The sequence below is a fragment of the Haloplanus sp. C73 genome (assembly GCF_051195115.1).
In the GTDB taxonomy this organism is placed as follows: domain Archaea; phylum Halobacteriota; class Halobacteria; order Halobacteriales; family Haloferacaceae; genus Haloplanus.
The window spans coordinates 105,068-124,471 of record NZ_JBNTJZ010000004.1; the positions used below are offsets into that span (position 1 = coordinate 105,068).

The 19,404-nt window shown below is 66.4% G+C and carries 21 protein-coding genes and 1 tRNA gene; 10 read left to right on the forward strand and 12 right to left on the reverse strand.

Going from position 1 to position 19,404, the window contains the following annotated elements; translation table 11 throughout:
* The first annotated feature begins 31 nt into the window (after positions 1–31).
* Positions 32–490 (forward strand): hypothetical protein, encoded by a 459-nt coding sequence (locus ACQUSQ_RS08900; protein ID WP_435068400.1) that lies wholly within the window; start codon positions 32–34, stop codon positions 488–490.
* Here ACQUSQ_RS08900 and ACQUSQ_RS08905 read toward each other — a convergent pair whose 3' ends face one another.
* A complete protein-coding gene (locus ACQUSQ_RS08905) occupies positions 491–1,972 on the reverse strand; it encodes a PAS domain-containing protein (protein WP_435068402.1) in 1,482 nt (493 codons plus the stop codon). It lies immediately after the preceding gene.
* A 197-nt stretch (positions 1,973–2,169) separates the two neighbouring features.
* Between ACQUSQ_RS08905 and ACQUSQ_RS08910 the strand changes: the two genes are divergently transcribed.
* Complete coding sequence (locus tag ACQUSQ_RS08910; RefSeq protein ID WP_435068404.1) at positions 2,170–3,621, forward strand: ATPase domain-containing protein; 1,452 nt, start codon at positions 2,170–2,172, stop codon at positions 3,619–3,621.
* Here ACQUSQ_RS08910 and ACQUSQ_RS08915 read toward each other — a convergent pair.
* From ACQUSQ_RS08915 to ACQUSQ_RS08925, 3 genes are all read right to left on the reverse strand, one after another.
* The gene (locus tag ACQUSQ_RS08915; RefSeq protein ID WP_435068406.1) at positions 3,618–4,112 is read right to left on the reverse strand and encodes an acyl-CoA thioesterase; all 495 of its coding nucleotides are present in this window, start codon (positions 4,110–4,112) and stop codon (positions 3,618–3,620) included. The two genes, ACQUSQ_RS08910 and ACQUSQ_RS08915, sit on opposite strands and share 4 nt — an antisense overlap.
* Before the next feature lie 42 nt (positions 4,113–4,154).
* A complete protein-coding gene (locus ACQUSQ_RS08920) occupies positions 4,155–4,619 on the reverse strand; it encodes a bifunctional nuclease family protein (RefSeq protein WP_435068408.1) in 465 nt (154 codons plus the stop codon).
* Positions 4,620–4,952: 333 nt separating this feature from the next.
* Complete coding sequence (locus ACQUSQ_RS08925; RefSeq protein ID WP_435068409.1) at positions 4,953–5,564, reverse strand: ArsR/SmtB family transcription factor; 612 nt, start codon at positions 5,562–5,564, stop codon at positions 4,953–4,955.
* A gap of 169 nt (positions 5,565–5,733) precedes the next feature.
* Between ACQUSQ_RS08925 and dpsA the strand changes: the two genes are divergently transcribed.
* A complete protein-coding gene (gene dpsA, locus ACQUSQ_RS08930) occupies positions 5,734–6,270 on the forward strand; it encodes a DNA starvation/stationary phase protection protein DpsA (RefSeq protein ID WP_435068410.1) in 537 nt (178 codons plus the stop codon).
* A 54-nt stretch (positions 6,271–6,324) separates the two neighbouring features.
* Here dpsA and ACQUSQ_RS08935 read toward each other — a convergent pair whose 3' ends face one another.
* On the reverse strand, positions 6,325–7,641 hold the full coding sequence (locus tag ACQUSQ_RS08935; RefSeq protein WP_435068685.1) for a glycerate kinase type-2 family protein: 1,317 nt from the start codon (positions 7,639–7,641) through the stop codon (positions 6,325–6,327).
* A 61-nt stretch (positions 7,642–7,702) separates the two neighbouring features.
* Between ACQUSQ_RS08935 and ACQUSQ_RS08940 the strand changes: the two genes are divergently transcribed.
* Positions 7,703–9,388: a TraB/GumN family protein gene (locus ACQUSQ_RS08940; protein WP_435068411.1), complete on the forward strand. Its 1,686-nt coding sequence runs from the start codon at positions 7,703–7,705 to the stop codon at positions 9,386–9,388.
* Complete coding sequence (locus ACQUSQ_RS08945; protein WP_435068412.1) at positions 9,385–10,014, forward strand: metalloprotease; 630 nt, start codon at positions 9,385–9,387, stop codon at positions 10,012–10,014. Before ACQUSQ_RS08940 ends, ACQUSQ_RS08945 begins: the two co-directional genes overlap by 4 nt.
* Positions 10,015–10,017: 3 nt before the next feature.
* Here ACQUSQ_RS08945 and ACQUSQ_RS08950 read toward each other — a convergent pair whose 3' ends face one another.
* The gene (locus ACQUSQ_RS08950) at positions 10,018–11,178 is read right to left on the reverse strand and encodes an MFS transporter (RefSeq protein ID WP_435068414.1); all 1,161 of its coding nucleotides are present in this window, start codon (positions 11,176–11,178) and stop codon (positions 10,018–10,020) included.
* An 86-nt stretch (positions 11,179–11,264) separates the two neighbouring features.
* Positions 11,265–11,690: a universal stress protein gene (locus tag ACQUSQ_RS08955; protein WP_435068415.1), complete on the reverse strand. Its 426-nt coding sequence runs from the start codon at positions 11,688–11,690 to the stop codon at positions 11,265–11,267.
* A gap of 89 nt (positions 11,691–11,779) precedes the next feature.
* On the opposite strand from ACQUSQ_RS08955, the gene ACQUSQ_RS08960 reads away from it, so the two are divergent.
* The 3 genes from ACQUSQ_RS08960 to ACQUSQ_RS08970 are packed head-to-tail and all read left to right on the forward strand — an operon-like array spanning position 11,780 to position 14,543.
* Positions 11,780–12,370, forward strand: coding sequence for a TetR/AcrR family transcriptional regulator (locus ACQUSQ_RS08960; RefSeq protein WP_435068416.1), 591 nt, complete (start codon positions 11,780–11,782; stop codon positions 12,368–12,370).
* Positions 12,367–13,764: an MATE family efflux transporter gene (locus ACQUSQ_RS08965; RefSeq protein WP_435068417.1), complete on the forward strand. Its 1,398-nt coding sequence runs from the start codon at positions 12,367–12,369 to the stop codon at positions 13,762–13,764. The genes ACQUSQ_RS08960 and ACQUSQ_RS08965 overlap by 4 nt, the downstream gene beginning before the upstream one ends.
* Before the next feature lie 41 nt (positions 13,765–13,805).
* The gene (locus ACQUSQ_RS08970; RefSeq protein ID WP_435068418.1) at positions 13,806–14,543 is read left to right on the forward strand and encodes a proteasome assembly chaperone family protein; all 738 of its coding nucleotides are present in this window, start codon (positions 13,806–13,808) and stop codon (positions 14,541–14,543) included.
* Between the two features lies 1 nt (position 14,544).
* On the opposite strand, the gene corA is transcribed toward ACQUSQ_RS08970, so the two are convergent.
* Both corA and ACQUSQ_RS08980 read right to left on the reverse strand, forming a co-directional pair.
* Positions 14,545–15,540, reverse strand: coding sequence for a magnesium/cobalt transporter CorA (corA, locus tag ACQUSQ_RS08975; protein WP_435068420.1), 996 nt, complete (start codon positions 15,538–15,540; stop codon positions 14,545–14,547).
* A complete protein-coding gene (locus tag ACQUSQ_RS08980; RefSeq protein WP_435068421.1) occupies positions 15,537–15,701 on the reverse strand; it encodes a hypothetical protein in 165 nt (54 codons plus the stop codon). Before ACQUSQ_RS08980 ends, corA begins: the two co-directional genes overlap by 4 nt.
* Positions 15,702–15,783: 82 nt before the next feature.
* On the opposite strand from ACQUSQ_RS08980, the gene purM reads away from it, so the two are divergent.
* A complete protein-coding gene (purM, locus tag ACQUSQ_RS08985) occupies positions 15,784–16,776 on the forward strand; it encodes a phosphoribosylformylglycinamidine cyclo-ligase (RefSeq protein WP_435068687.1) in 993 nt (330 codons plus the stop codon).
* Between the two features lie 6 nt (positions 16,777–16,782).
* Here purM and ACQUSQ_RS08990 read toward each other — a convergent pair whose 3' ends face one another.
* Positions 16,783–17,322, reverse strand: coding sequence for a CBS domain-containing protein (locus ACQUSQ_RS08990; RefSeq protein WP_435068423.1), 540 nt, complete (start codon positions 17,320–17,322; stop codon positions 16,783–16,785).
* Positions 17,323–17,417: 95 nt separating this feature from the next.
* On the opposite strand from ACQUSQ_RS08990, the gene ACQUSQ_RS08995 reads away from it, so the two are divergent.
* Positions 17,418–17,555, forward strand: coding sequence for a DUF7563 family protein (locus ACQUSQ_RS08995; protein ID WP_435068425.1), 138 nt, complete (start codon positions 17,418–17,420; stop codon positions 17,553–17,555).
* Positions 17,556–17,568: 13 nt separating this feature from the next.
* On the opposite strand, the gene ACQUSQ_RS09000 is transcribed toward ACQUSQ_RS08995, so the two are convergent.
* Together ACQUSQ_RS09000 and ACQUSQ_RS09005 are read right to left on the reverse strand one after the other, a co-directional pair.
* Positions 17,569–17,663 (reverse strand) — tRNA-Ala (locus ACQUSQ_RS09000).
* A gap of 24 nt (positions 17,664–17,687) precedes the next feature.
* A complete protein-coding gene (locus tag ACQUSQ_RS09005) occupies positions 17,688–19,400 on the reverse strand; it encodes a histidine kinase N-terminal 7TM domain-containing protein (RefSeq protein WP_435068426.1) in 1,713 nt (570 codons plus the stop codon).
* Positions 19,401–19,404: the final 4 nt, after the last annotated feature.

Here is a 19,404-nt window from a genome sequence, read left to right on the forward strand (position 1 = left end):
CCTTTACCGCCGCCGTCGCCCACTAGACGGTATGACACTCGACGTCGAGGTGCCACCTCCGCCAGAACTGGACCACATCGACCCGAACGAGTACGACGACGCCGACGTCGTCGGTGAGACGGACTACCGGCGCGACGAACTGGAGGCGTTCCTCAAGGAAGGAGCGTGGGAGGAGGCGTTCACCGAGTGGGCCGACGAGACTGACCTCGACGAACAGGAGTTCGACATCGTCACCGACCTCGGGATGCTCCGCCAGTTCGACTTCTTCTGGGACTCCTTCGCCGAACGCGTCGGCTACCACGCGCCGGGCATCCCCGAAGACTGGAAGGAGCGAGACTACCATCCGGACCTCGACTCGTGGGGCACCGTCTCCGCCATCAACGCGACGATGACCGAACTCGGCCAACTCGTCTGTGACGTCCTCCTTGACGAGTACATCGACTGGGAAGGCGACTACGAGGCGCCCGACGACCTGCCCGACTTCGAGTGATTAACTCACGTCGTGGCCGGGGACGGAGAGTTCGATGACGCTTCCCTCGGTTCCGGTGGTCGCGACGTTGAATCGGCCGCCCGCCTTCGTGATGACCCAGTAAATCATCCAGAGGCCGAGGCGTTCCGCGTGTTCGAGCGGCGTCTCTCCACCTTTCAACACCGCTATCTCGTGGTCCGGGATGCCCGGCCCGTCGTCTTCGATTTCGATGTCTATCCAGCCGTCGTCGCGTTTCGTCATCCGAACGGCCACCCACGGCGTCGGCGAATCGTTGTGTTTGATGCCGTTCTCGATTGCCTCCTCGATTGCGGCCACGATGCCCGGTAGCTCGACCAGACACTCCTCGTCGGGCAGGTCCGTCGAAATCGTCGCGTCGGGATAGTGGTCGCTGAGCATGTCCACGATGCGGAGGACGTCGGCCGTCAGGTCGATGGCGGCCGGCGACGACCCCTCGACGGAGATGATGCGCTCTATCTCCTGGACGGATTCGGCCAGCCCCATCAAATCGACCGCCGCGTCGGTGACGATATCGAGCGACCGGGGCTCCTCCCCGTCGGCGAACTCGTCGCGGAGCAGTTCCACGTGCCCCTCGATGACGTTCATCTTGTTTTTCAGGTTGTGGCTGAGGACGCGGTTCAATACGTCGAGACGGCGTTCCTTGAGCTTCCAGTCGGTGATTTCTGACTGAAAGCCGACGAAGTTCGTCACCTCGCCCTCGTCGTTGTGGACCGGCGAGATATCGATGTTCTGCCAGATGCGCTCGCCCGTCTTGCGGTAGTTCACGATGTCGACAGAGACTGGCTCCGCCGCGTCGATGTGCTCTCTGAGAACCCGCCGCGTCTCGGGGTCGGTGTCTTCACCCTGCAGGAAGCGACAGTTACGGCCGAACGCCTCCGTACTGTCGTAGCCCGTAATCTCCTCGAATCGCTCGTTCACGTAGACGATGGGGTTATCCTCCTGATGCGGGTCGGTGACGACGATACCTATCGTCGCCTCATCCATCGCCCGCTCTTTCAGTCGGAGGTCCTCGACCACCCGTTCGAGTTCTCCCGTTCGCGCGGCGAGTTCCGCGGCCGTCTGGCGCCGGTCGATTTGGTTGCCGATTCGGGTCCGCAGCGCCGCCTTCGCCACCGGGAGTTCGATGACGTCGTCGACGTACTTCCAGACTGACGACCCCATCGCGTCGGCGTCGCTTTCGGGCACCAACAGCACGAACGGGAGGACGTGGTCGGCGCTCTCCCGTTCCTGCTCGATGGCGCTCGCGATGCGGGAGAACTCGGTGTGGCCGACCAGACAGCAGTCGAAGGCGCTGCCGAGGTCCGAGGGGTCCGTCGTCGTCTCGATTCGATACCGGTCGCCGAGCGCGTCGAGCAACAGCTTGCGGTTCTGCCCCTCGCGCATGAACAGCAGGACCCGTGGCTTCTCGGCGGCCCCTGCACCGTCGTCGCCAGCGGTCGTCGGCTGGTCCGAGCGGTTCGACATGTGTGAGCTGGAACCGGTCCGTGTCCATCCAGACAGTCCGGACCCCTAACTGTTGTTGCTATACGAAATACATGAACGGTAGTTCGGTTCGAACGTGTTTCTCGCGCGGGTGTCTCACAGGTCTGCTGTCACCGTTCTAGATACATGGCCGACAAGTCAGTCCCTACTTTATGGCACTGGGTGCGAAAGGCACCGTCATGACCACAGCCCCGACTGAACGACTCTCGACCGGTATCGAGGGACTGGACGACATCCTGCGCGGTGGCTACCTCCCCGGTCGAAACTACATGCTCTGTGGCCCGCCGGGGTCCGGGAAGACGATGCTCGGCCTGCACTTTCTGGACGCCGGCCTCGACGCCGGTGAGACGGGGCTGTTCATCAACTTCGAGGAGCATCTGACCGACCTCATAGACAACGTCGACTCGCTCGGCTTCGACACCGACCGCATCGACTTCCTCGATTTGAGCCCGACGGCGGACGTCTTCGTCGAGGGCGGCGCCTACGACGTGTTCGACGCCGCGGAAGTGGAACAGGAACCGCTCCGCGAGGCAATCGTCGAGGCGGTGAGCGAACTCGACCCGGACCGGGTGGTCGTCGACCCGCTGACCCAACTCCGCTATCTCTCGCCCGACGACTACCAGTTCCGCAAGCAGGTCGTCGGCTTCATGCGGTATCTCAAGGCCGCGGGCGCGACCATCGCCTTCACTGTCCAAGAGACCGGCGACAACTCGACGCGGGACCTCGAGTTCATCGCCGACGGGACGATTCGACTGTCGACGGACGGCGACAGGCGACAGATATCCGTGCCCAAGTTCCGGGGGTCGGGCACTCAGAGCGGCGACCACGCCTATCGCATCACCGGTGAAGGGATGCACGTCTACCCCGCGCTCGCGCCGGGCGAGTACAGTCAGCCGTTCGAGGCCGAGCAGCTATCCGCCGGCGTCCCGGAAGTCGACTCCCTCCTTCACGGCGGACTCGAACGGGGGACGGTCAGCGTCATCAGCGGGCCGACGGGCGTCGGCAAGACCACCCTCGGCACGCAGTTCATGAGCGAAGCCGCCAACCGGGGCGAGCGCTCCGTCGTCTACCTGTTCGAGGAGAATCACGGCACCTTCCTCCGGCGGTCGGAGTCGATTGGCATCCCGGTGCGAGAGATGATAGACCGCGGGACCTTGGCGGTCCGGGAAATCGACGCGCTCGAACGCTCGCCACAGGAGTTCGCGCAGATGGTCCGAACCGACGTCGAGGCCGAGGACACCCGAATCGTCATGATTGACGGCATCGCGGGCTATCGCCTGACCCTCCAAGGCGCGTCGGAGACGGTGCTCGAACGACTCCACGCGCTCGGTCGCTATCTCAAGAACGTCGGCGTGACTGCTATCTTCATCGACGAGACGAAAAACATCACGGGCAGTTTCAACGCGACACAGGAAAACATCAGCTACCTCGCCGACAACATCGTCTTCCTGCGCCATCTCGAACTACAGGGCGAACTGCGGAAGGCCATCGGCGTGTTGAAAAAGCGAACCAGCGACTTCGAGCGCACGCTCCGCCGGTTCGAAATCACCGACGAAGGCATCGTCGTGGGCGAACCCCTCACGGGGATGCGGGGTATCCTCCACGGGATGCCGGAACTCGTCGACGATTAGCGGTCCAGCGACTCGACTTGCTCGACGAGGCGTTCGAGTTGGGCGGCCCGGTCGTCGAGCGCCGCGTCGCGAAGTCGGCGTTCGCCCTCGGTCGGACACTCGAGGTCCGGAACGGGCGTGGGGTTGCCGTCGTCGTCGACGGCGACGAACGTGAAAAACGAGGTGGTGGCGGTGTGTTCGGTGTCGGTCCGGGGGTTCTCCGCCTGCACTTCGACGGCGATGTCGATGCTCGTTCGGCCCGCGTCGTAGACGTAGGCCTCGACGACGACCACCTCGCCGAGGTCGATTGGGCGTTTGAAGTCGACGTGTTCCATCGACGCCGTGACGACGCCCTCGTTGGCGAAGCGCATCGCCGAAATCGCGCCACACACATCCATCCAGTGGAGGACGACGCCGCCGAGCGCTCGCCCGTGCGTGTTCGTGTCGTTGGGGAGGACCATCTCCGTCATCTCGGTGTGCGATTCCGCGAGGGTCGCGGTTTCGTCGGCCATGACTGACGGGTCGGTGTGGGCCGTGAAAAGTCCCGCCAATCGTCACCGCGGGTCGTCGTCGAAGTCGTCGACGCGCTCGGGTTCGAACTCGTCGGCCGGTCGGCCGGCGTGGTCGAGAATCTCGTCTGTGACGGTGATGGGACAGTCGACGCGGACGGCGAGGGCGATGGCGTCACTCGGGCGCGCGTCGAAGACGAACTTCTGGGGCTCGCCCCGGTCGTACTTCTCGACGTCGACCTTGGCGTAGAAGGTGCCGTCCGCGAGGTCATCGATGCGGATGCCGTCGATGGCGCCGCCGAATTCGGTGAGCATCTGCACCAGTAGGTCGTGTGTGAGCGGGCGCTCGAACGGTTCGCCGGAGAGACCGAGTTCGATGGCTCGCGCCTGATCGGCGGTGATGACGATAGGGAGATACTCATCGCGGGCGGCCAGCAAGACCGCCGGGACGTTCGACCCATCCTCGCTCGTGCCCACCCCGATTCCGGTCACTTCGGCGGTGTGCTCCATACCCTCCGCTTGGGCCGGGGAGTATGAATAGGTACGGGCGGCTATCGCGGAAGTGTTCAGATACGCGGATGAAATCGGGACCACCTCGAAAGCCCCGACTCGCTGGAGTCGGGAGTAGCGAGGCGGCAGAGCCCCTCGAAGCCGCGCACGGCACGCCGTGCGCGCCCCTCGCTGCGCTCCTCGGCCTTCGGCCTGCGGTGCTTGCGACGGCTTCCTTCCCCCAGCAGCGAGGGAGCGAAGCTCCCTCGGGCAATCGGGCGGCGAAGCCGCCCGATGACGAGTCGCCCCTTTCGAGGTGTCTTCAGTTCGAACGTACTACACTGAACCGTATCGCTATCGCCGGACGTACCACGCCACGCCGATGACGGCGAGGACGAGGAGGCCGCCGAGGAAAAAGACGAGTCCGGGCGGCGGGCCGGACGAAGCGGCGGCCGTCGTCGTCTCCACGCTCATCGTCGAAACCTCGCTGCCGCCGTCGGCGCTACCGGTCTGACCCAGCAGCGGGGGACCCTCAACGTACCACTGCACGAGGAGGCTCCCGATGCCGAGCAAGCCGATGGCGCCGAGGAGGTTGGTGAGCGCGCTCTGGAGGCCGCTGCTCTCCTCTTCGGGGCCGGCGAAGACGACCAGCGGGCGGTCGGCGGGCGCGTAGCGATTCATCTCGCGACCCTTCTCCGAGTAGACGGTGTCGACCACCTCGATGAGCCCCGCGTCTTCGAGGTTGCCGAGGTGATACTGGGCGTTCTGGAGGGAGGTGTCGACACGGTCGGCCACGTTCGACGGCGTGTCGGGCTCTTCGTGGAGGGTCGCGAGCACCTCGCGGGCGGTGTCGGAGGAGAGCGCCGAGAGCAAGTCGTCGGCGTCCTCGCTGTCGAGGCCGATGACGCGGGGGTCGGCCTCCTCCGCCGCGGCGGTGTCGGGACGTGAGGGCAGCAAGTCTGCCATACGTCCGGCTACACTCCCGGGGGGTACAAATCTTCCTCTCTGCGCTCGGACACGCCGCATGAGAGCGGGCCGTAGAGAACCTGAATGTGTCGAATACCGCCGCCTCAAACCGTGGCAAGCGCTCACAGCGAAAAAGGGTAAGTGGGTGGAGGTCCTACGTGAAGACGTAATGAGCACGCAAGAGTCCGTCCGACAGCAGGCCGGTACCGTCGAAGCCAGCGAAGCACTCCGACTCGACCAAGAGAAGACCGAACAGCTCGTCGAGGCACTCAACACCGACCTCGCCGCGACGTACGTCCTCTACCACCAGCTGAAAAAGCACCACTGGAACGTCGAGGGCGCGGAGTTCCGTGACCTCCACCTCTTCCTCGGCGACGCCGCGGAGGACGCCGAGGAGGCGGCGGACGAACTCGCAGAGCGCGCACAGGCGCTCGGCGGCGTCCCGCTCGCCGGCGGCAAGAACCTCGAGGAGAACGCCCCCGTCGAACCCGAAGGCGACGACGTCTACGACATCCGCACCTCGCTCCACAACGACATGGAGATGTACGGCGACATCATCGAGACGGTGCGCGACCACGTCGAACTCGCCGAGGGCCTCGGCGACCACGCGACGGCCGAGATGCTCCGCGAGCAACTCGTCGAACTCGAGGAACACGCTCACCACATCGAGCACTACCTCGAAGACGACACGCTAGTGTTGGAGTAATCGACCAACGGCTTGCAGACGAACGGGGCTCAGCTCGCTACCGATTTTTCGCGCTTACTCGACGACCAGCACTCGCAGGTCGTTGACGTTCGTCCCCGTCGCACCCGTCTCGATGACCGCGTCGCGACCGTCGAGATAGCCGTAGGCGTCGCTCTCGCCCAACGCCTCGCGCGCGTCGCGGGCGCCGTCGACGGTGTCGCCATCGACGACTGCGCCAGCGAAGTCACTGCTCCCGTCGTAGCCGTCGGTGTCGACGCAGGCGAGCGTCGACGATTCGGGGAGTTCGATGGCGGCGGCGAGGGCGAACTCGGCGTTCGGGCCGCCGACGCCGTCGCCGCGAACGGTCACCGTCGCCTCGCCGCCTGAGAGGACGACGGCCGGCGCGTCGAGCGGGTTCGCCGTCGAGCCGATTTCCTCCGCGACGGCGACGTGAGTGAGGGCGGCCTCGCGGGCCTCGCCCCGGACCGACGACGAGAGGACGCAGGTGTCGTAGCCCCGGTCGGCGGCCACCTCCCGCGCCGCCTCGATGGCCGTGAAGCCGTCGGCGAGGATGTGGTTCGTCACGCGGTCGAAGACGGGGTTGTCCGGGCCGGGCGTCTCGGACAGGTCGCCCGCGGCGCCCGCCTCCAGTCGCTCCCTGACCGCCGCCGGCGGGTCGACGTCGTAGCGCTCCAACACGTCGAGCGCGTCGGCAAAGGTCGATTCGTCCGGGGCGGTCGGGCCGCTGGCGATGACGCTCAGGTCGTTACCGACCACGTCGCTGAAGGCGAGGCTGACGACTGTCGCCGGCGCGGCGAGTTCGGCGAGGCCGCCGCCTTTCAGCGTCGAGAGGTGTTTGCGGACGGCGTTGAGCGCCCCAATCTCCGCGCCCGCATCGAGAAGCGCGTTGGTCGTCGTCTGCAGGTCGTCGAGCGAGATATCCTCGGCGGGCGCGGGCAGGAGGGCGCTCCCCCCGCCGGTGATGATGGCGATGACGAGCGTTCGCTCGTCCGCGTCGGCGACGAGTTCTCGGATGCGGTCGGTGCCGTCGACGCCCGCCTGACTCGGGACGGGGTGGTGGCCCTGCAAGCGCTCGATGTGCTCGCCGGTTCCGGGGTCGGGCGTGACGACGGCGCCGGCGCTGAGGCGGTCGCCGAGGGCGGTTTCGAGGGCGTCCGCGACGCCGTCGGCCGCCTTCCCGCCGCCGACGGCGATGATTCGGTCCACGTCCGTCAGGTCGTACGTCGCGTCCGCGACGTGCAGTTGGTCGCCGTCGAGACGGACTGACTCGGCGACGACGTGTCCCGGACGGGCGGCGTCGATGCCCGCGCGGACGCAGGCGAGGGCCGTCTCTCGCCCACGGGTCGATGCCAGCGCGCCTTCGTTCTCGATACTGACCATACCTCGCGTCTCTCCGACAAGGGTAAAAAGCGTGCCATAGTAGCGAGCGGTAATGAGCGACCCCGCCACGTCGACCGGTCGCGAGGGGAGCGTCCGGGTCGTCGGCACGGCGCACGTCTCCGCCGACAGCGTCCGAGAGGTCGAGGAGGTCATCGACGCCGAACGACCCGACGTGGTCGCCGTCGAACTCGACGAGGGTCGCTACCGACAGATGCAGGGCGAGACGCCCGACGACATCGAACCCGGCGACCTGCTCCGGGGCAACACCGTCTTCCAGTTTCTCGCCTACTGGATGCTCTCGTACGTGCAGTCGCGACTGGGCGAGCGCTTCGACATCGAACCCGGTGCCGACATGCTCGCCGCCGTCGAGACGGCAGAGGAGTTGGGAATAGACGTCGCACTCGTCGACCGCGACATCCAGACGACGATTCAGCGGTTCTGGTCCCGGATGGGGATACTGGAGAAACTCAGACTCGTCGGCGGCCTCGCCTTCGGTCTCACCGATGCGCGGGGTATCGGCGTCGCGCTCGGCGTCTTCGCCGGCATCGTCGCCGGCCCGCTACTGGGGCTGTTCGGCTCGTCGCTCGGTCTCTCGACGTTCGTCCTGACGCGTGTCACCGGGGGCGTCGCACTCGCGCTCGGCGTCGGCTTCCTCGTCCACACGTTCGCCGACGTGGCCGGGATTCGGAACCCGGACCGGCGCCTCGTCGTCGCCGTGGGCGTCGGCCTCGCCGCCGGACTGCTCGGCGGCGTCGGCCTCGGCCTCGCCGACAGCCTCGTCACCTCGCTCGGCCCGTTCGTCGTCCGAGTCGTCGGCAGTCTCACGCTCGGTCTCGTGGGCGGCGTGACCGTCGGCCTCGTCGCCGGCACCCTCGCCGCCAGTCTCGGCTACGGCGCCGCGGCCGACGACGAGTTCGAGGAGCTAGATATCTCGGAACTCACCGACGCCGACGTGGTGAGCGTCATGATGGAGGAGTTTCGCGCCTTCAGCCCGGAGGGCGCCCGCGCGCTCATCGACGAGCGTGACGCCTACATCGCCCACGAACTCGTCCGCCTCCGCGAATCCGGGGCGGACGTGGTGGCCATCGTCGGCGCCGGCCACCGCGAGGGCATCGAAACCTATCTCGAAGCGCCGGAGACGCTCCCGCCGTGGGAGTCGCTCGTCGGCACCGACTCCGGCAACGGATTTCCGTGGCTGAAGGCCGTCGGCGTCGTCATGTCGCTCGGCTTCGTCGTCTTCTTCGTCCTCCTCGCGATGGCAGGGGTTCGCGACGGCTTCCTCCTCCGCCTGTTCGCGGCGTGGTTCGTCGTCAACGGTCTCTTCGCGGCGACGCTCGCCCGACTCGCGGGCGCGCGCTGGGATTCGACGCTCGTCGGCGGCCTCGTGGCGTGGATGACGTCGGTCAACCCCCTGCTCGCGCCGGGATGGTTCACCGGCTATGTCGAACTCCGGCACACCGCGGTCAACGTCGCGGATATCGGCCGGCTGAACGAACTCCTGAGCGACGAGGAGACGCCGATTCGCACCCTCATCGGGCAGATGTTCGACGTGCCGCTCTTCCGTCTCATCATGATAGTCGCGATGACGAACATCGGGAGCATGATTGCCAGCCTGCTCTTTGCGGTGTACGTGTTGCCGCTGTTCGCGACTGAAGTGGGCGGCGTCGACGGCGTCACCCGACTCATGGTTCAGGGCGCGCGAAACAGCGCCGAACTCCTCTGGAGGGCCATCGCGTGAACATCTCGTTCAGTTCGCGCGAACTGCGTGACCTCGCGGTGGCGTGGGTCGCCCTCGGCGTCGCCTTCGCCATCTTCTTCGCCGGCGGCGGGAGCCGCGCCCTCTCGGTCCTTCTGACCGAGGGCCTTGTCGGCCCGTTGCTCGTCTCCCTGCTCACCGCCGGCCTCGGCTTCCTCCTGCACGAACTCGCACACAAGGTGGTCGCGGTGCGATTCGACCAGATTGCCGAGTTCCGCGCCGACTACGGGATGCTCTTTCTCGCCGTGATGAGCGCGCTCGTCGGCTTTCTCTTTGCCGCGCCCGGCGCCGTCCACCACCGGGGACGACTCACCCCGCGCCAACACGGCCTCATCGCACTCGCCGGCCCGGTCACGAACGGCCTCCTCGCGCTGGTCTTTGCGCCGATGTACGTCGTCGGCCTCGCCGTCGGGTCGCCGCTGCTCTCGCTCGTCGGCGCGCGCGGCGTCGCCATCAACCTCTTTCTCGCGGCGTTCAACCTCGTCCCCTTCGGCGCGCTCGACGGGCGGACCGTCCTCGACTGGAGCAAACTCGTCTTCGTCTGTACGTTCGTCCCCGCCGCCGCCCTCGCAATCCTCGTGGTGTTCGTCCTCGGAATCGGGTTCTGACCGTCAGTGGTGGGACGGGTCGAACTCGAACGCGCCGAACCGGGAGAGTAGGACGCCGAGACCGAGGAGGACGACGACTGTCGAGAGCGCGTAGGGGAGCGTCGCGCCGTAGTGCTGGCCGAGATACCCCGCCGTAATCGGGGCGAAGGCGCCGCCGACGAACCGGAAACTGTTGAACGCGCCCGAGGCCATCGACCGACTGTGCGCGGAGACGCCCATCGCGAGCGTCGCCAGATTGGCGTTCAGGAGACCACAGAACAGGCCCCCGACGACGACGAGAGCGACGAGAAGGTCGCTCCGGCCGCTCGACAGCCACATCAGACAGAGCAGGGCGGCGAAGGCGGCGAGACCGGCGGCGGTGGCTCTGGGCGTCCCGAACCGCCGGTTCAGACGCGGCGAGAGAAGCGCCGAGCCGACGATGACGAACGTCCCCCAGCCGAAAAAGACGAGCCCGAGTTGGAACGAGGGGAGCCCGAGCACGAGCGGGGTGTACGCGAGGAGGGTGAAGAAGCCGAACGTGTACAACAGGCCGACGAGCGCGTTCGTCCGAACGCCCCGGTGGCGGAACGCGCCGAGAACGTCGCGGACGCTCTGCTGTCGTTCGGACTCGGGTTCGGTAATCGTCGTGACGACGAAGGCGAAGGCAATGACCATCAGAATGCTGGTGCCGGCGAAGGGAAAGCGCCAACTCTGGGCACCGAGGATGCCGCCGACCAGCGGGCCACAGGCGATACCGAACCCGAGCGCCGCTTCGTAGAGCGAGATGGCGCGCTCGCTGTTGCCCGTGGAGACGCCGACGATGATGGCGAGGGCCGTCGTCGTGAACAGCGCGTTGCCCATCCCCCAGAAGCCACGGAGGATGGCGAGGGTTTCGACCGTCGACGCGAGCGCGCAGGCGCCGGCGAAGACGGCGACGATGCCGAGACCGAGCAACAGCGTCTTCTTGCTCCCGATTCGGGTGGCGAGCGCCCCCGCAAACAGCATCGACCCACCCATCACCAGCAGGTAGCTGGTGAACAGAAACTCCACCATGAAGTGACTCGCGCCCATCGTCTGGGCGATGCTGGGCAGAATCGGGTCGACGATGCCGATGCCGAGAAAGCAGACGAACGTCGCGACTGCCGTCGCCAGTACCGCAGGATGAAACTCTGAACGGAGACCCATACTCCGTGCCGAACTGCCCGTACACTACAACCCGTCGGTCAGCGAACCCCCTGAGAGAGAGTCTCAGTCGAAGGAATCACCGAGCGTCAGCGAACCACGGTCACCGTCGCGTCCGCCCGCCGAACCACCTGCTCGGCCACGCTCCCGAGAGCGAGACGCGCCAACCCGTCCCGGCCGTGACTGCCCATGACGACGTGGTCGATATCGCTGTCGACGTAGCGGACGATTTCGCGACTCGGGTCGCCGACCACAGTTTCGGTCTGGAGGTCGACACCGACGGCAGCGGCACTGGACGCCGCCCGGTCGAACAGCGTCTCGGCAGCCTCCCGTTCGGCCTCGTACCACGCCTCCGCACCGCTCACGTCCTCGATGCCCGCGCCGTAGATGGCGTCGTGCGGGTCGATGACGTGAATCGCGGTCAGGTCGGCCGTCGGCCACTCGTCGAGTGCGTACTCGAGTGCCCGCATCGCGAGCGTCGAGTTGGTGAGCGGAACCAGCACACGTCGGGACATGGCGCCCGATTGCGCGCGGGGATGTTTATCGGCATCGGCGTGGGCGACAGGTTCCGAAGGCTTTTGCTGACTGACCGGTCAGTTACGCTGTGACCGGTGACTCGTCCGACGCCACTGACGATATCATGTGCGCGACGTATCGCGCGCTCTGTCGGCACGGGTACGCCAATCTGACGATGCAGGACATCGCAGACGAGTGGTCGAAGAGCAAGGCCGCCCTGCACTACCATTACGACACCAAGCGCGGCCTGCTCCTTGCCTTTCTCGACTATCTCTTCGACTCCTACACCGACCGGGTCGCCGACGACGGCGAGGGGACGCCGCCGGAGCGACTCCGCTCGTTGCTCGCGGACGCCCTCGACCCACCGCGGGCAGACAGCGCACAGGAACTCCGAACCGCGCTGTTCGAGGTCAAGGCACAGGCGCCCCACGACGACGGCTTCCGCGAGCGACTGGAGCGGTTCGACCACTACTTGCAGGGCGAGATTCGCGCCATCGTCGCCGAGGGCGTCGAGAGTGGTGCCTTTCGGTCTGATATCGACCCGGAGACGACGGCGACGCTACTCGTGACCCTCGTCAACGGCGCGCGCTCGCGGCGCGTCGCCCTCGGCGACGACGCCGGCGTTCCCGACGCGATTCGCGCGTTCGTCGACGACCTCCTCGTGGAGGGAGACGGATGAACGTCCCCGATATCTTCAAATCGCGGGACGAGTTCGACCTGACCAGCGGCGACGTCGGCAAACCGCTGTTCTATCTCTCGCTTCCAATCGTCGTCACGAACCTGCTCCAGACGGCGTACAACCTCGCCGACACCTTCTGGATTGGGCAGTACAGCACGGACGCCCTCGCCGCCATCAGTTTCGCCTTCCCGATGGTGTTTCTGATTATCTCGCTGGGGATGGGGCTGGCGGTGGCCGGGAGTATCCTCGTCGCCCAGTACACGGGGGCAGAGGAGGAAGCGGAGGCCGAGTACGCCGCCTCACAGACCGTCGGCTTCGCCGCCGTCGTCTCCGTCCTCCTCGGCGCCGTCGCCTACACTTTCGTCGGCGACGTCCTCGACTTGCTCGGCGCCGCGCCCGACGTGTTGCCCCTCGCCACCGCGTACATGGAAATCATCTCGCTGGGCATCTTCTTCATGTTCGGCTTCTTCGTCTTCATCTCGCTCATGCGGGGGTACGGCGACACCATCACGCCGATGCTCGTCATGCTCGGCTCCGTCGCCTTGAACGTCGTCCTCGACCCCATCCTCATCTTCGGCTGGGGACCCTTCCCCCAGTGGGGTATCGAAGGCGCCGCCATCGCCACCGTCTTCTCTCGCGGACTCGCGCTCGTGGTCGGCCTCTGGATAATGCTCTCGGGCCGCCGCGGGGTTCGGATTCGCCCCCGTGACGTGATTCCCAACCCCTCGTACGGGTGGCGACTCGTCCGCATCGGCGTCCCCGCCTCCGTCGAGGGCACGGGGCAGGCCATCGCCATCAACCTCCTCATGTTCATCGTCGGCACGTTCTCGACGCCCGTCGTGGCCGCGTTCGGCATCGGCGTCCGCGTGTTCTCGGTCATCTTCCTCCCCGCGATTGCCGTCTCGCGGGGCGTCGAAACGATGTCCGGGCAGAACATCGGCGCCGGGAAACCCGACCGGGCCGCACTCGCGGCGACGGTTGCCGCGCGTACGACGTTCGTCGTCCTCGCCGCCGCCGGCGTGGTTACGTTCGTCTTCGCCGACCCCATCGTCTCGCTGTTCACGACGGACCAAGCCGTCGTCGACGTGGGCGCGAACTTCCTCCGCTACGTCGCCCCCTCCTTCGGCTTCATCGGCATCATGCGGTCGTACAACGGCGGCTTCCGCGGCGCGGGCAAGACGCTCACCGCCGCGGCCATCGCCGTCACGATGCTCGGCCTCGTCCGTCTCCCCATCGCGTGGGTCGCATCGCGATTCATGGGGCCGCCGGGCATCTGGCTCTCCTTTTTCATCTCCAACATCGTCGGTGCGGTCCTCGCCTACGCGTGGTTCCGGCGCGGGACGTGGCGCTCCGGCAACCCGCAGTCGACGAGCGTCGACATCGCCGACGACTGACCGCCGGCAACGCCTAAGGCCGCTCCGGCGTACCGTGGTGTATGGCAACAGACCAAAGCACCGACTTCCGCATCTCGAACCGGGCCGAGCCGTCGACGACTGTCGTCGCCGGGTTCTCCGCGCTCGGGCTGGCGGGGCTCACGGCGGCAGATTTCCTCGTCGACCATCTGGACCTGACCGAGACTGGTCACGTCTCGGCCGAGTCCCTGCCCTCGATTACCCCCTTCGAGGCGGGGCGGCCGCGGCACCACTCACGGTTTTTCTCGCGCCCCGACCTCGACCTGACCGTCCTCGTCAACGAACTGTTCCTGCCCGCGCCCGTCGTTGACTCCTTCGCGGACGCCCTGCTGTCGTGGACCGACGACAACGGCGTGCTGGAAGTTGCCGTGCTCTCGGGGGTGCCCTACGCCCACGGCCCGGACGAACACGAGACGTTCTACGTCGCGTCCGACGACTATCGCGAGCATCGCCTCCGCGACGTCGACGTGCCGCCGATGCAGAAGGGGTTTCTCGACGGCATCAACGGCGCGCTGATGTATCGCGGCATCGAGTCACCGCTCCGAACGGCGACGTTCATCACGCCCGTCCACGCACAGGCCCCGGACGTCTCCGCCGCCATCCGTCTCGTGGAGACGTTCGACCGGGTGTACGACCTCGGCATCGACGCCGGGCCGCTCGAAGCCTTCGCCCAGACCGTCGAGCAGTACTATCAGGACCTCGCCGAGCGCCTCGAAACCGTCGACGACCAGCAACTGCCCGAAGACCGGATGTACATGTAACTCATAGCCAGCCCTCGGTACGGAAATACTGGAGCATGATGGCGGCGGTGAGCGCCATCCCGACGAGGACGGCGGGGTAGCCAAAGCGCCACCCGAGTTCGGGCATGTTGTACGGGCCGCCCCCGAAGTTCATCCCGTAGACGCCGACGACGAAGGTGAGCGGGAGGATGATGGTCGCGACGACGGTCAGCCGCTTCATCACCTCGTTGGTCGACTGCGAGAGCGTGTTGAGATAGATGTCCCGCGCGCCACTCGCCAAATCGCGGTACGTCTCCACGAGGTCGACCTGCTGGACGAGGTGGTCGTAGACGTCGCGGTAGTACTTCTCGGTCGACTCCTGCACGTGGTCGGCGTCGCCACGGGAGAGGACGCTCACCGCGTCCCGCGTCGGCCACACGATTCGCCGAATCGAGAGGAGTTCCCGGCGCAGGCTGTTGAGGATTTCGAGCGTCTCCGTGTCGAGGTCGTCGATGATGCGGTCCTCGACGGCCTCGATGTCGCGCCCGATTTCGTCGAGGACGGCGAAATACTCGTCGGCGACGGCGTCGAGGACGCGATAGGCGGTGAAGTCGGCGTCGTGTTCGAGGAGTCGCGGCTCCTCGCGGCGCACCCGGTCCCAAACCGTCTGGACGGCGCCCGTCTCCTCGATGGCGATAGTGACGAGCCAGTCGTGACCGAAAAACACCCCGATGGGCTGGTCGCGAATCTCCTCCTCGAAGGTCGTCTCGCCGCCGCGGAGGCTGGCGGTCTTGAGGAGCGCGAAGGTGTGCTCCGGAAAGAGTTCGACCTTCGGCGAGACGTTGCTGCGGACGTCCTCTATCTCCAAGGCGTGGAGGCCGAACGCGGTGCTCAACTGGTCGAGTTCGGCGTCGGTCACGTCGGAGGCGCGAATCCACGTGGTGCCGGTCGCGTTGCGGGCCGCCCGGAGCGACTCGGCGTCCGTCTCCCCTCTGGTTTCGACGCTGTCGCCGTCGTAGACGAGGGTACGAATCGTCACGCGGCCGCCCTCCGATGGTCGCCGATGGCGGCGAGCGTGATGCCGACCATGACCGCCGTGACCGAGAACCCGCGTCCCGGATAGGCGACGAACACGCCGCCGACGTAGCCACAGACGCCGAGGGCGAGGAGGAGGAAACCGACGATGAACGTCCGGTCCATGCGCCATCCACACACGGCGTCCACCAAAGGCTATCGGCTGGTAGTGCTGGCAAACGGTGTGCTTTTGCGTCCGGCCGACGCGATGTGGCGCATGGACGACGCGGGCGAGGACGCGACTGACGAACTGACATACGCGGCGACCGGCGTCGACATCGAAGAGAGCGAGGCGGCGACGGCGGCGCTGGTCGGCGCCGTCGGCGAGAGTTCGGGCGACTACGCGGGACTGCTCGACATCGGCGACCGATATCTCGGGCTGGCGACCGACGGCGTCGGGACGAAACTCCTCGTCGCGGAGGCCCTCTCTGATTACTCGACGGTGGGCATCGACTGCATCGCGATGAACGTCAACGACCTCGTCGCGGCGGGGATTCGTCCCGTCGCCTTCGTCGACTACCTCGCCGTCGACGAACCCGACGAGCGATTTGCCGAGCAGATTGGCGACGGACTGGCCGAAGGCGCCGAGCGCGCCGACATCGAGTTGGTCGGCGGCGAGACGGCGGTGATGCCCGAAGTCGTGAAGGGCCTCGACCTCGCCGGCACCTGCGCGGGACTCGCGGCGAAAGACGCGCTCTTTCCCGGGAGCGCGGAGGCGGGTGACGCCCTCGTCGGCGTCCCCTCCTCTGGCATCCACTCGAACGGGCTGACGCTGGCGCGGACGGCGGTCACGCGCGACGGGTCGTACACCGACCCCTGTCCGTTCGGCGACTACGACACGCTCGGCGAGGCGCTACTCGAACCCACGCGCATCTACACGGACCTGCTTGACCCCATGCGCGACCACGGCGTCAACGCGGCGGCCCACGTCACCGGCGGCGGCTGGACCAATCTCGACCGACTCGGCGACTTCCGCTACGTCGTCGACGACCCCTTCGACCCCCAGCCAGTCTTCGAGTTCGTTCAGGAGACGGGCAACGTCTCCGACGAGGAGATGCACCGCACGTTCAACATGGGAACGGGCTTCGTCGCGGCGCTCGACCCCGCGGACGCCGAATCGCTGGCCGACGCCGTCGACGGCCGCGTCATCGGTCACGTCGAGTCGGGCGAGGGCGTCTCGATTCGCGGCCTCGAACTGTAGAAGCGGTCAGGAGAGTTCCGCCGCGATGTCGGCTTCGGTGATGATGCCGACGGCCTCGCCGCTGTCGGTCACGATGACGGCCTTGTAATAGTCGAGCAGGTTGCTGATTTTGTCGACTGAGTCGCCGCGGGAGACGGTGGGAAACTGCTCGCTCATGATTTCGGCGACGGCGTTCTGGCCGACGTTCTCCCCGGCGCGGCGGATGTCGCTGTAACTTATCGAGCCAACTGGGAGGCCGTTCTGCAACACCGGCAACTGCGAGAAGGCGGCCTCCTCCATCCGGCGCTCGGCGTCGGCGACGGAGTCGTCCGGCGCGACGCTGACCAGCGTCTCGTTCATCAGGTCCTCGGCGCGAACGACGCCGCCTTCGGCCTCGTCGAGGGCGTCGACGATTCGGCGAAGCGTCGACAGTCGTGGGTCGACGTCTCCCCCCTCGATTCGGGCAATCAACGGCTGGGAGACACCCGCCATCTCGGCGAGCGCGCTCTGTGTCAGGTCCAGCGAGTTCCGTCGTTCCCGCAGGTCCTGCGACGTCGGTAACTCCATACGGCGTAATAACCAACGGTTATTAAAATTACTTTCGACCGGTGTCCCCAGTCGCGTCCCAAAACTTATGGTGAATCTGACGTGATTGGCGGCCGATGCCCGAGTGTCAGAACTGTAGTGCGTTCGTCACCCGAGCGTACGCTCGGGCGTTCACGCCGAGCGGCGTCGACGAACCGCGAGTCTGTCCTCGCTGTGAGGACGTGCTTCGGGACGCCCGCTCCCCGGGCGACTGACACCGGCGCCGAGTGGAAGGGGCGGGATTCGAACCACGCGAAGCCATCGCCGGCCGCAAAGCGGCCGTCCCCATCGGCGGGGATGCTCTACCACTGAGCCACCCTTCCGCCTCGAACTACGCCAACGAGTCACTAATACGCGTTGGTGGGGGGGTCCGTCGGCAGTGTGAGCGTCACGACCGTTCCACAGGGGTTTCTATCGGCGAATTCGACGTCGCCCCCTGCCGCGGTGGCTATCCACTGCACCAGCCACAGGCCGAGTCCGCTGCCGTGTTCGAGCGCCGTCTCCGTCCCGCTTCGAATCACCTCACGCTCTGCCTCGGGGATGCCCGGCCCATCGTCGGCGACACAGATTTCGGTGTACGGCGCGTCGCCGGTCCCACCTTCGGCTGGCTGGGCCGTAATTCGCACCCACGGGTGGTCCGAATCGTTGTGTTCGATGGCGTTCTCGACGGCATTTTGGACCGCGACGGTCAGGAGTTTCGCGCTCGGGACCGTTACCGTCACGTCCGGGTCGAGGTCGGATTCGACGGTCGCCGCCGGGTAGTCCGCCCGCACGCGTTCGAGCAGCGGTGTCAGGTGCGTCTCGACGACGACTGTCGTCGCTCCGCCGGCGACGTCTGCCGTCTCGACCAGCAGTCGAACCTGCTCGCCCACGTCGGTCAACTCCCGTGCCGCCGTCGCGATTCGCTCACTCGCGTCCACGACGGCCGGGTCGTCGTGGTCCTGAAGCTCTTCAGCCCAGCCGCTGATGACGTTCATCCGGTTGCGGAGATTGTGCCGAAGCACTCGATTGGCCACTTTCAGCCGCTGTTCGTAGACATGCCGGTCGGACACGTCTCGAAATCGGAGGACGTACCCGACGACTCGGCCGTGGTGGTCCGAGAGCGACGAACACGCGAGGTCGTAGGCGCGTTCCGTCCGGTCGATGACCGTCGTCATCGTCTGCCCCTCGATGGCGTCCGGGTCGAACGACCCTGCCAGCACGTACTCCGGAAGACACGCGTGGATGCACTCGCCCTCGACAGCGCCGTCGAGGATTCGCTCGGCCGCCGGATTCGCCGTGATGATGCGCGCTGCTTCGTCGAGGACGACAAAGCCGTCTTCGGCGTCGTCGACGATGCGTTTTCGCGCGACTGGGACGCGTTCGAGCAGGTCGAACCGAAACAGCGCCAGTCCGAAGAAGGGGCCCGTGAGAAAGAACCCGAACGGCGTGTAATCGAGGGCCGGAACGACGCCCCAGTCGGCACCGAGTACGTACGCCGCGTTCGCCACCAGCGGCGGTATCGCGCCGACGACGAGCAACGTGGCCTGTGTCCGATACAGTGCCGAGCGGACGACTGCAAGCGCCAAGAACCCGAAGCCGAGCGACGTGATTACGTACGTGTACAGAAGATGGGCGACGTACGCCGGACCGAACGTCACCTGTATCGTGGTGAGCAACCCGTAAGAGACGAGCGTCGTCTCCCGCCAAATCAGCCCGTGTGACGGGTTCGTCAGCGTCAACAGGCCGAACAGCAACGGGTCGATAATCATAAACGCCTTGACTGGCGGGGTCAGCCACGCGGTGCGGTTGGTGTACTGGACTGCGAACAGAAACCAGAGCGTCGGGACGAGTCCACCGATAGCGAGTGCGGTCCGCTGCCACGCGAGCTGTTCGGCGAGGCTCGTGAAGCCGAGTCCGACGGCGTAGAGACCTATCCAACCCCCGAGCGCGACGAGCAGTCCGAGAAAGGCCTTGGCCGCGGGTTCCGAGCGGTACTGCCACCCGGCGGCGGCGATAAAGAGAAAGAGCGCCGTACCTGCGAGTCCGACAACCGTGTAGAGCGTCGGGTCCCAGACCACGCCC

Excerpts from the sequence above, each read along its gene's own strand:
- ACQUSQ_RS08940 (WP_435068411.1), top strand. The coding sequence starts at position 7,703 with ATGAGCGACCCCGCCACGTCGACCGGTCGCGAGGGGAGCGTCCGGGTC.
- ACQUSQ_RS08910 (WP_435068404.1), top strand. The coding sequence starts at position 2,170 with ATGACCACAGCCCCGACTGAACGACTCTCGACCGGTATCGAGGGACTG.
- ACQUSQ_RS08995 (WP_435068425.1), top strand. The coding sequence starts at position 17,418 with ATGCCCGAGTGTCAGAACTGTAGTGCGTTCGTCACCCGAGCGTACGCT.
- ACQUSQ_RS08915 (WP_435068406.1), bottom strand. The coding sequence starts at position 4,112 with ATGGCCGACGAAACCGCGACCCTCGCGGAATCGCACACCGAGATGACG.
- ACQUSQ_RS08980 (WP_435068421.1), bottom strand. The coding sequence starts at position 15,701 with ATGGACCGGACGTTCATCGTCGGTTTCCTCCTCCTCGCCCTCGGCGTC.
- ACQUSQ_RS08970 (WP_435068418.1), top strand. The coding sequence starts at position 13,806 with ATGGCAACAGACCAAAGCACCGACTTCCGCATCTCGAACCGGGCCGAG.
- ACQUSQ_RS08955 (WP_435068415.1), bottom strand. The coding sequence starts at position 11,690 with ATGTCCCGACGTGTGCTGGTTCCGCTCACCAACTCGACGCTCGCGATG.
- ACQUSQ_RS08965 (WP_435068417.1), top strand. The coding sequence starts at position 12,367 with ATGAACGTCCCCGATATCTTCAAATCGCGGGACGAGTTCGACCTGACC.
- ACQUSQ_RS08990 (WP_435068423.1), bottom strand. The coding sequence starts at position 17,322 with ATGGAGTTACCGACGTCGCAGGACCTGCGGGAACGACGGAACTCGCTG.
- ACQUSQ_RS08925 (WP_435068409.1), bottom strand. The coding sequence starts at position 5,564 with ATGGCAGACTTGCTGCCCTCACGTCCCGACACCGCCGCGGCGGAGGAG.
- ACQUSQ_RS08950 (WP_435068414.1), bottom strand. The coding sequence starts at position 11,178 with ATGGGTCTCCGTTCAGAGTTTCATCCTGCGGTACTGGCGACGGCAGTC.
- ACQUSQ_RS08920 (WP_435068408.1), bottom strand. The coding sequence starts at position 4,619 with ATGGAGCACACCGCCGAAGTGACCGGAATCGGGGTGGGCACGAGCGAG.
- purM (WP_435068687.1), top strand. The coding sequence starts at position 15,784 with ATGTGGCGCATGGACGACGCGGGCGAGGACGCGACTGACGAACTGACA.
- dpsA (WP_435068410.1), top strand. The coding sequence starts at position 5,734 with ATGAGCACGCAAGAGTCCGTCCGACAGCAGGCCGGTACCGTCGAAGCC.
- ACQUSQ_RS08905 (WP_435068402.1), bottom strand. The coding sequence starts at position 1,972 with ATGTCGAACCGCTCGGACCAGCCGACGACCGCTGGCGACGACGGTGCA.
- ACQUSQ_RS08900 (WP_435068400.1), top strand. The coding sequence starts at position 32 with ATGACACTCGACGTCGAGGTGCCACCTCCGCCAGAACTGGACCACATC.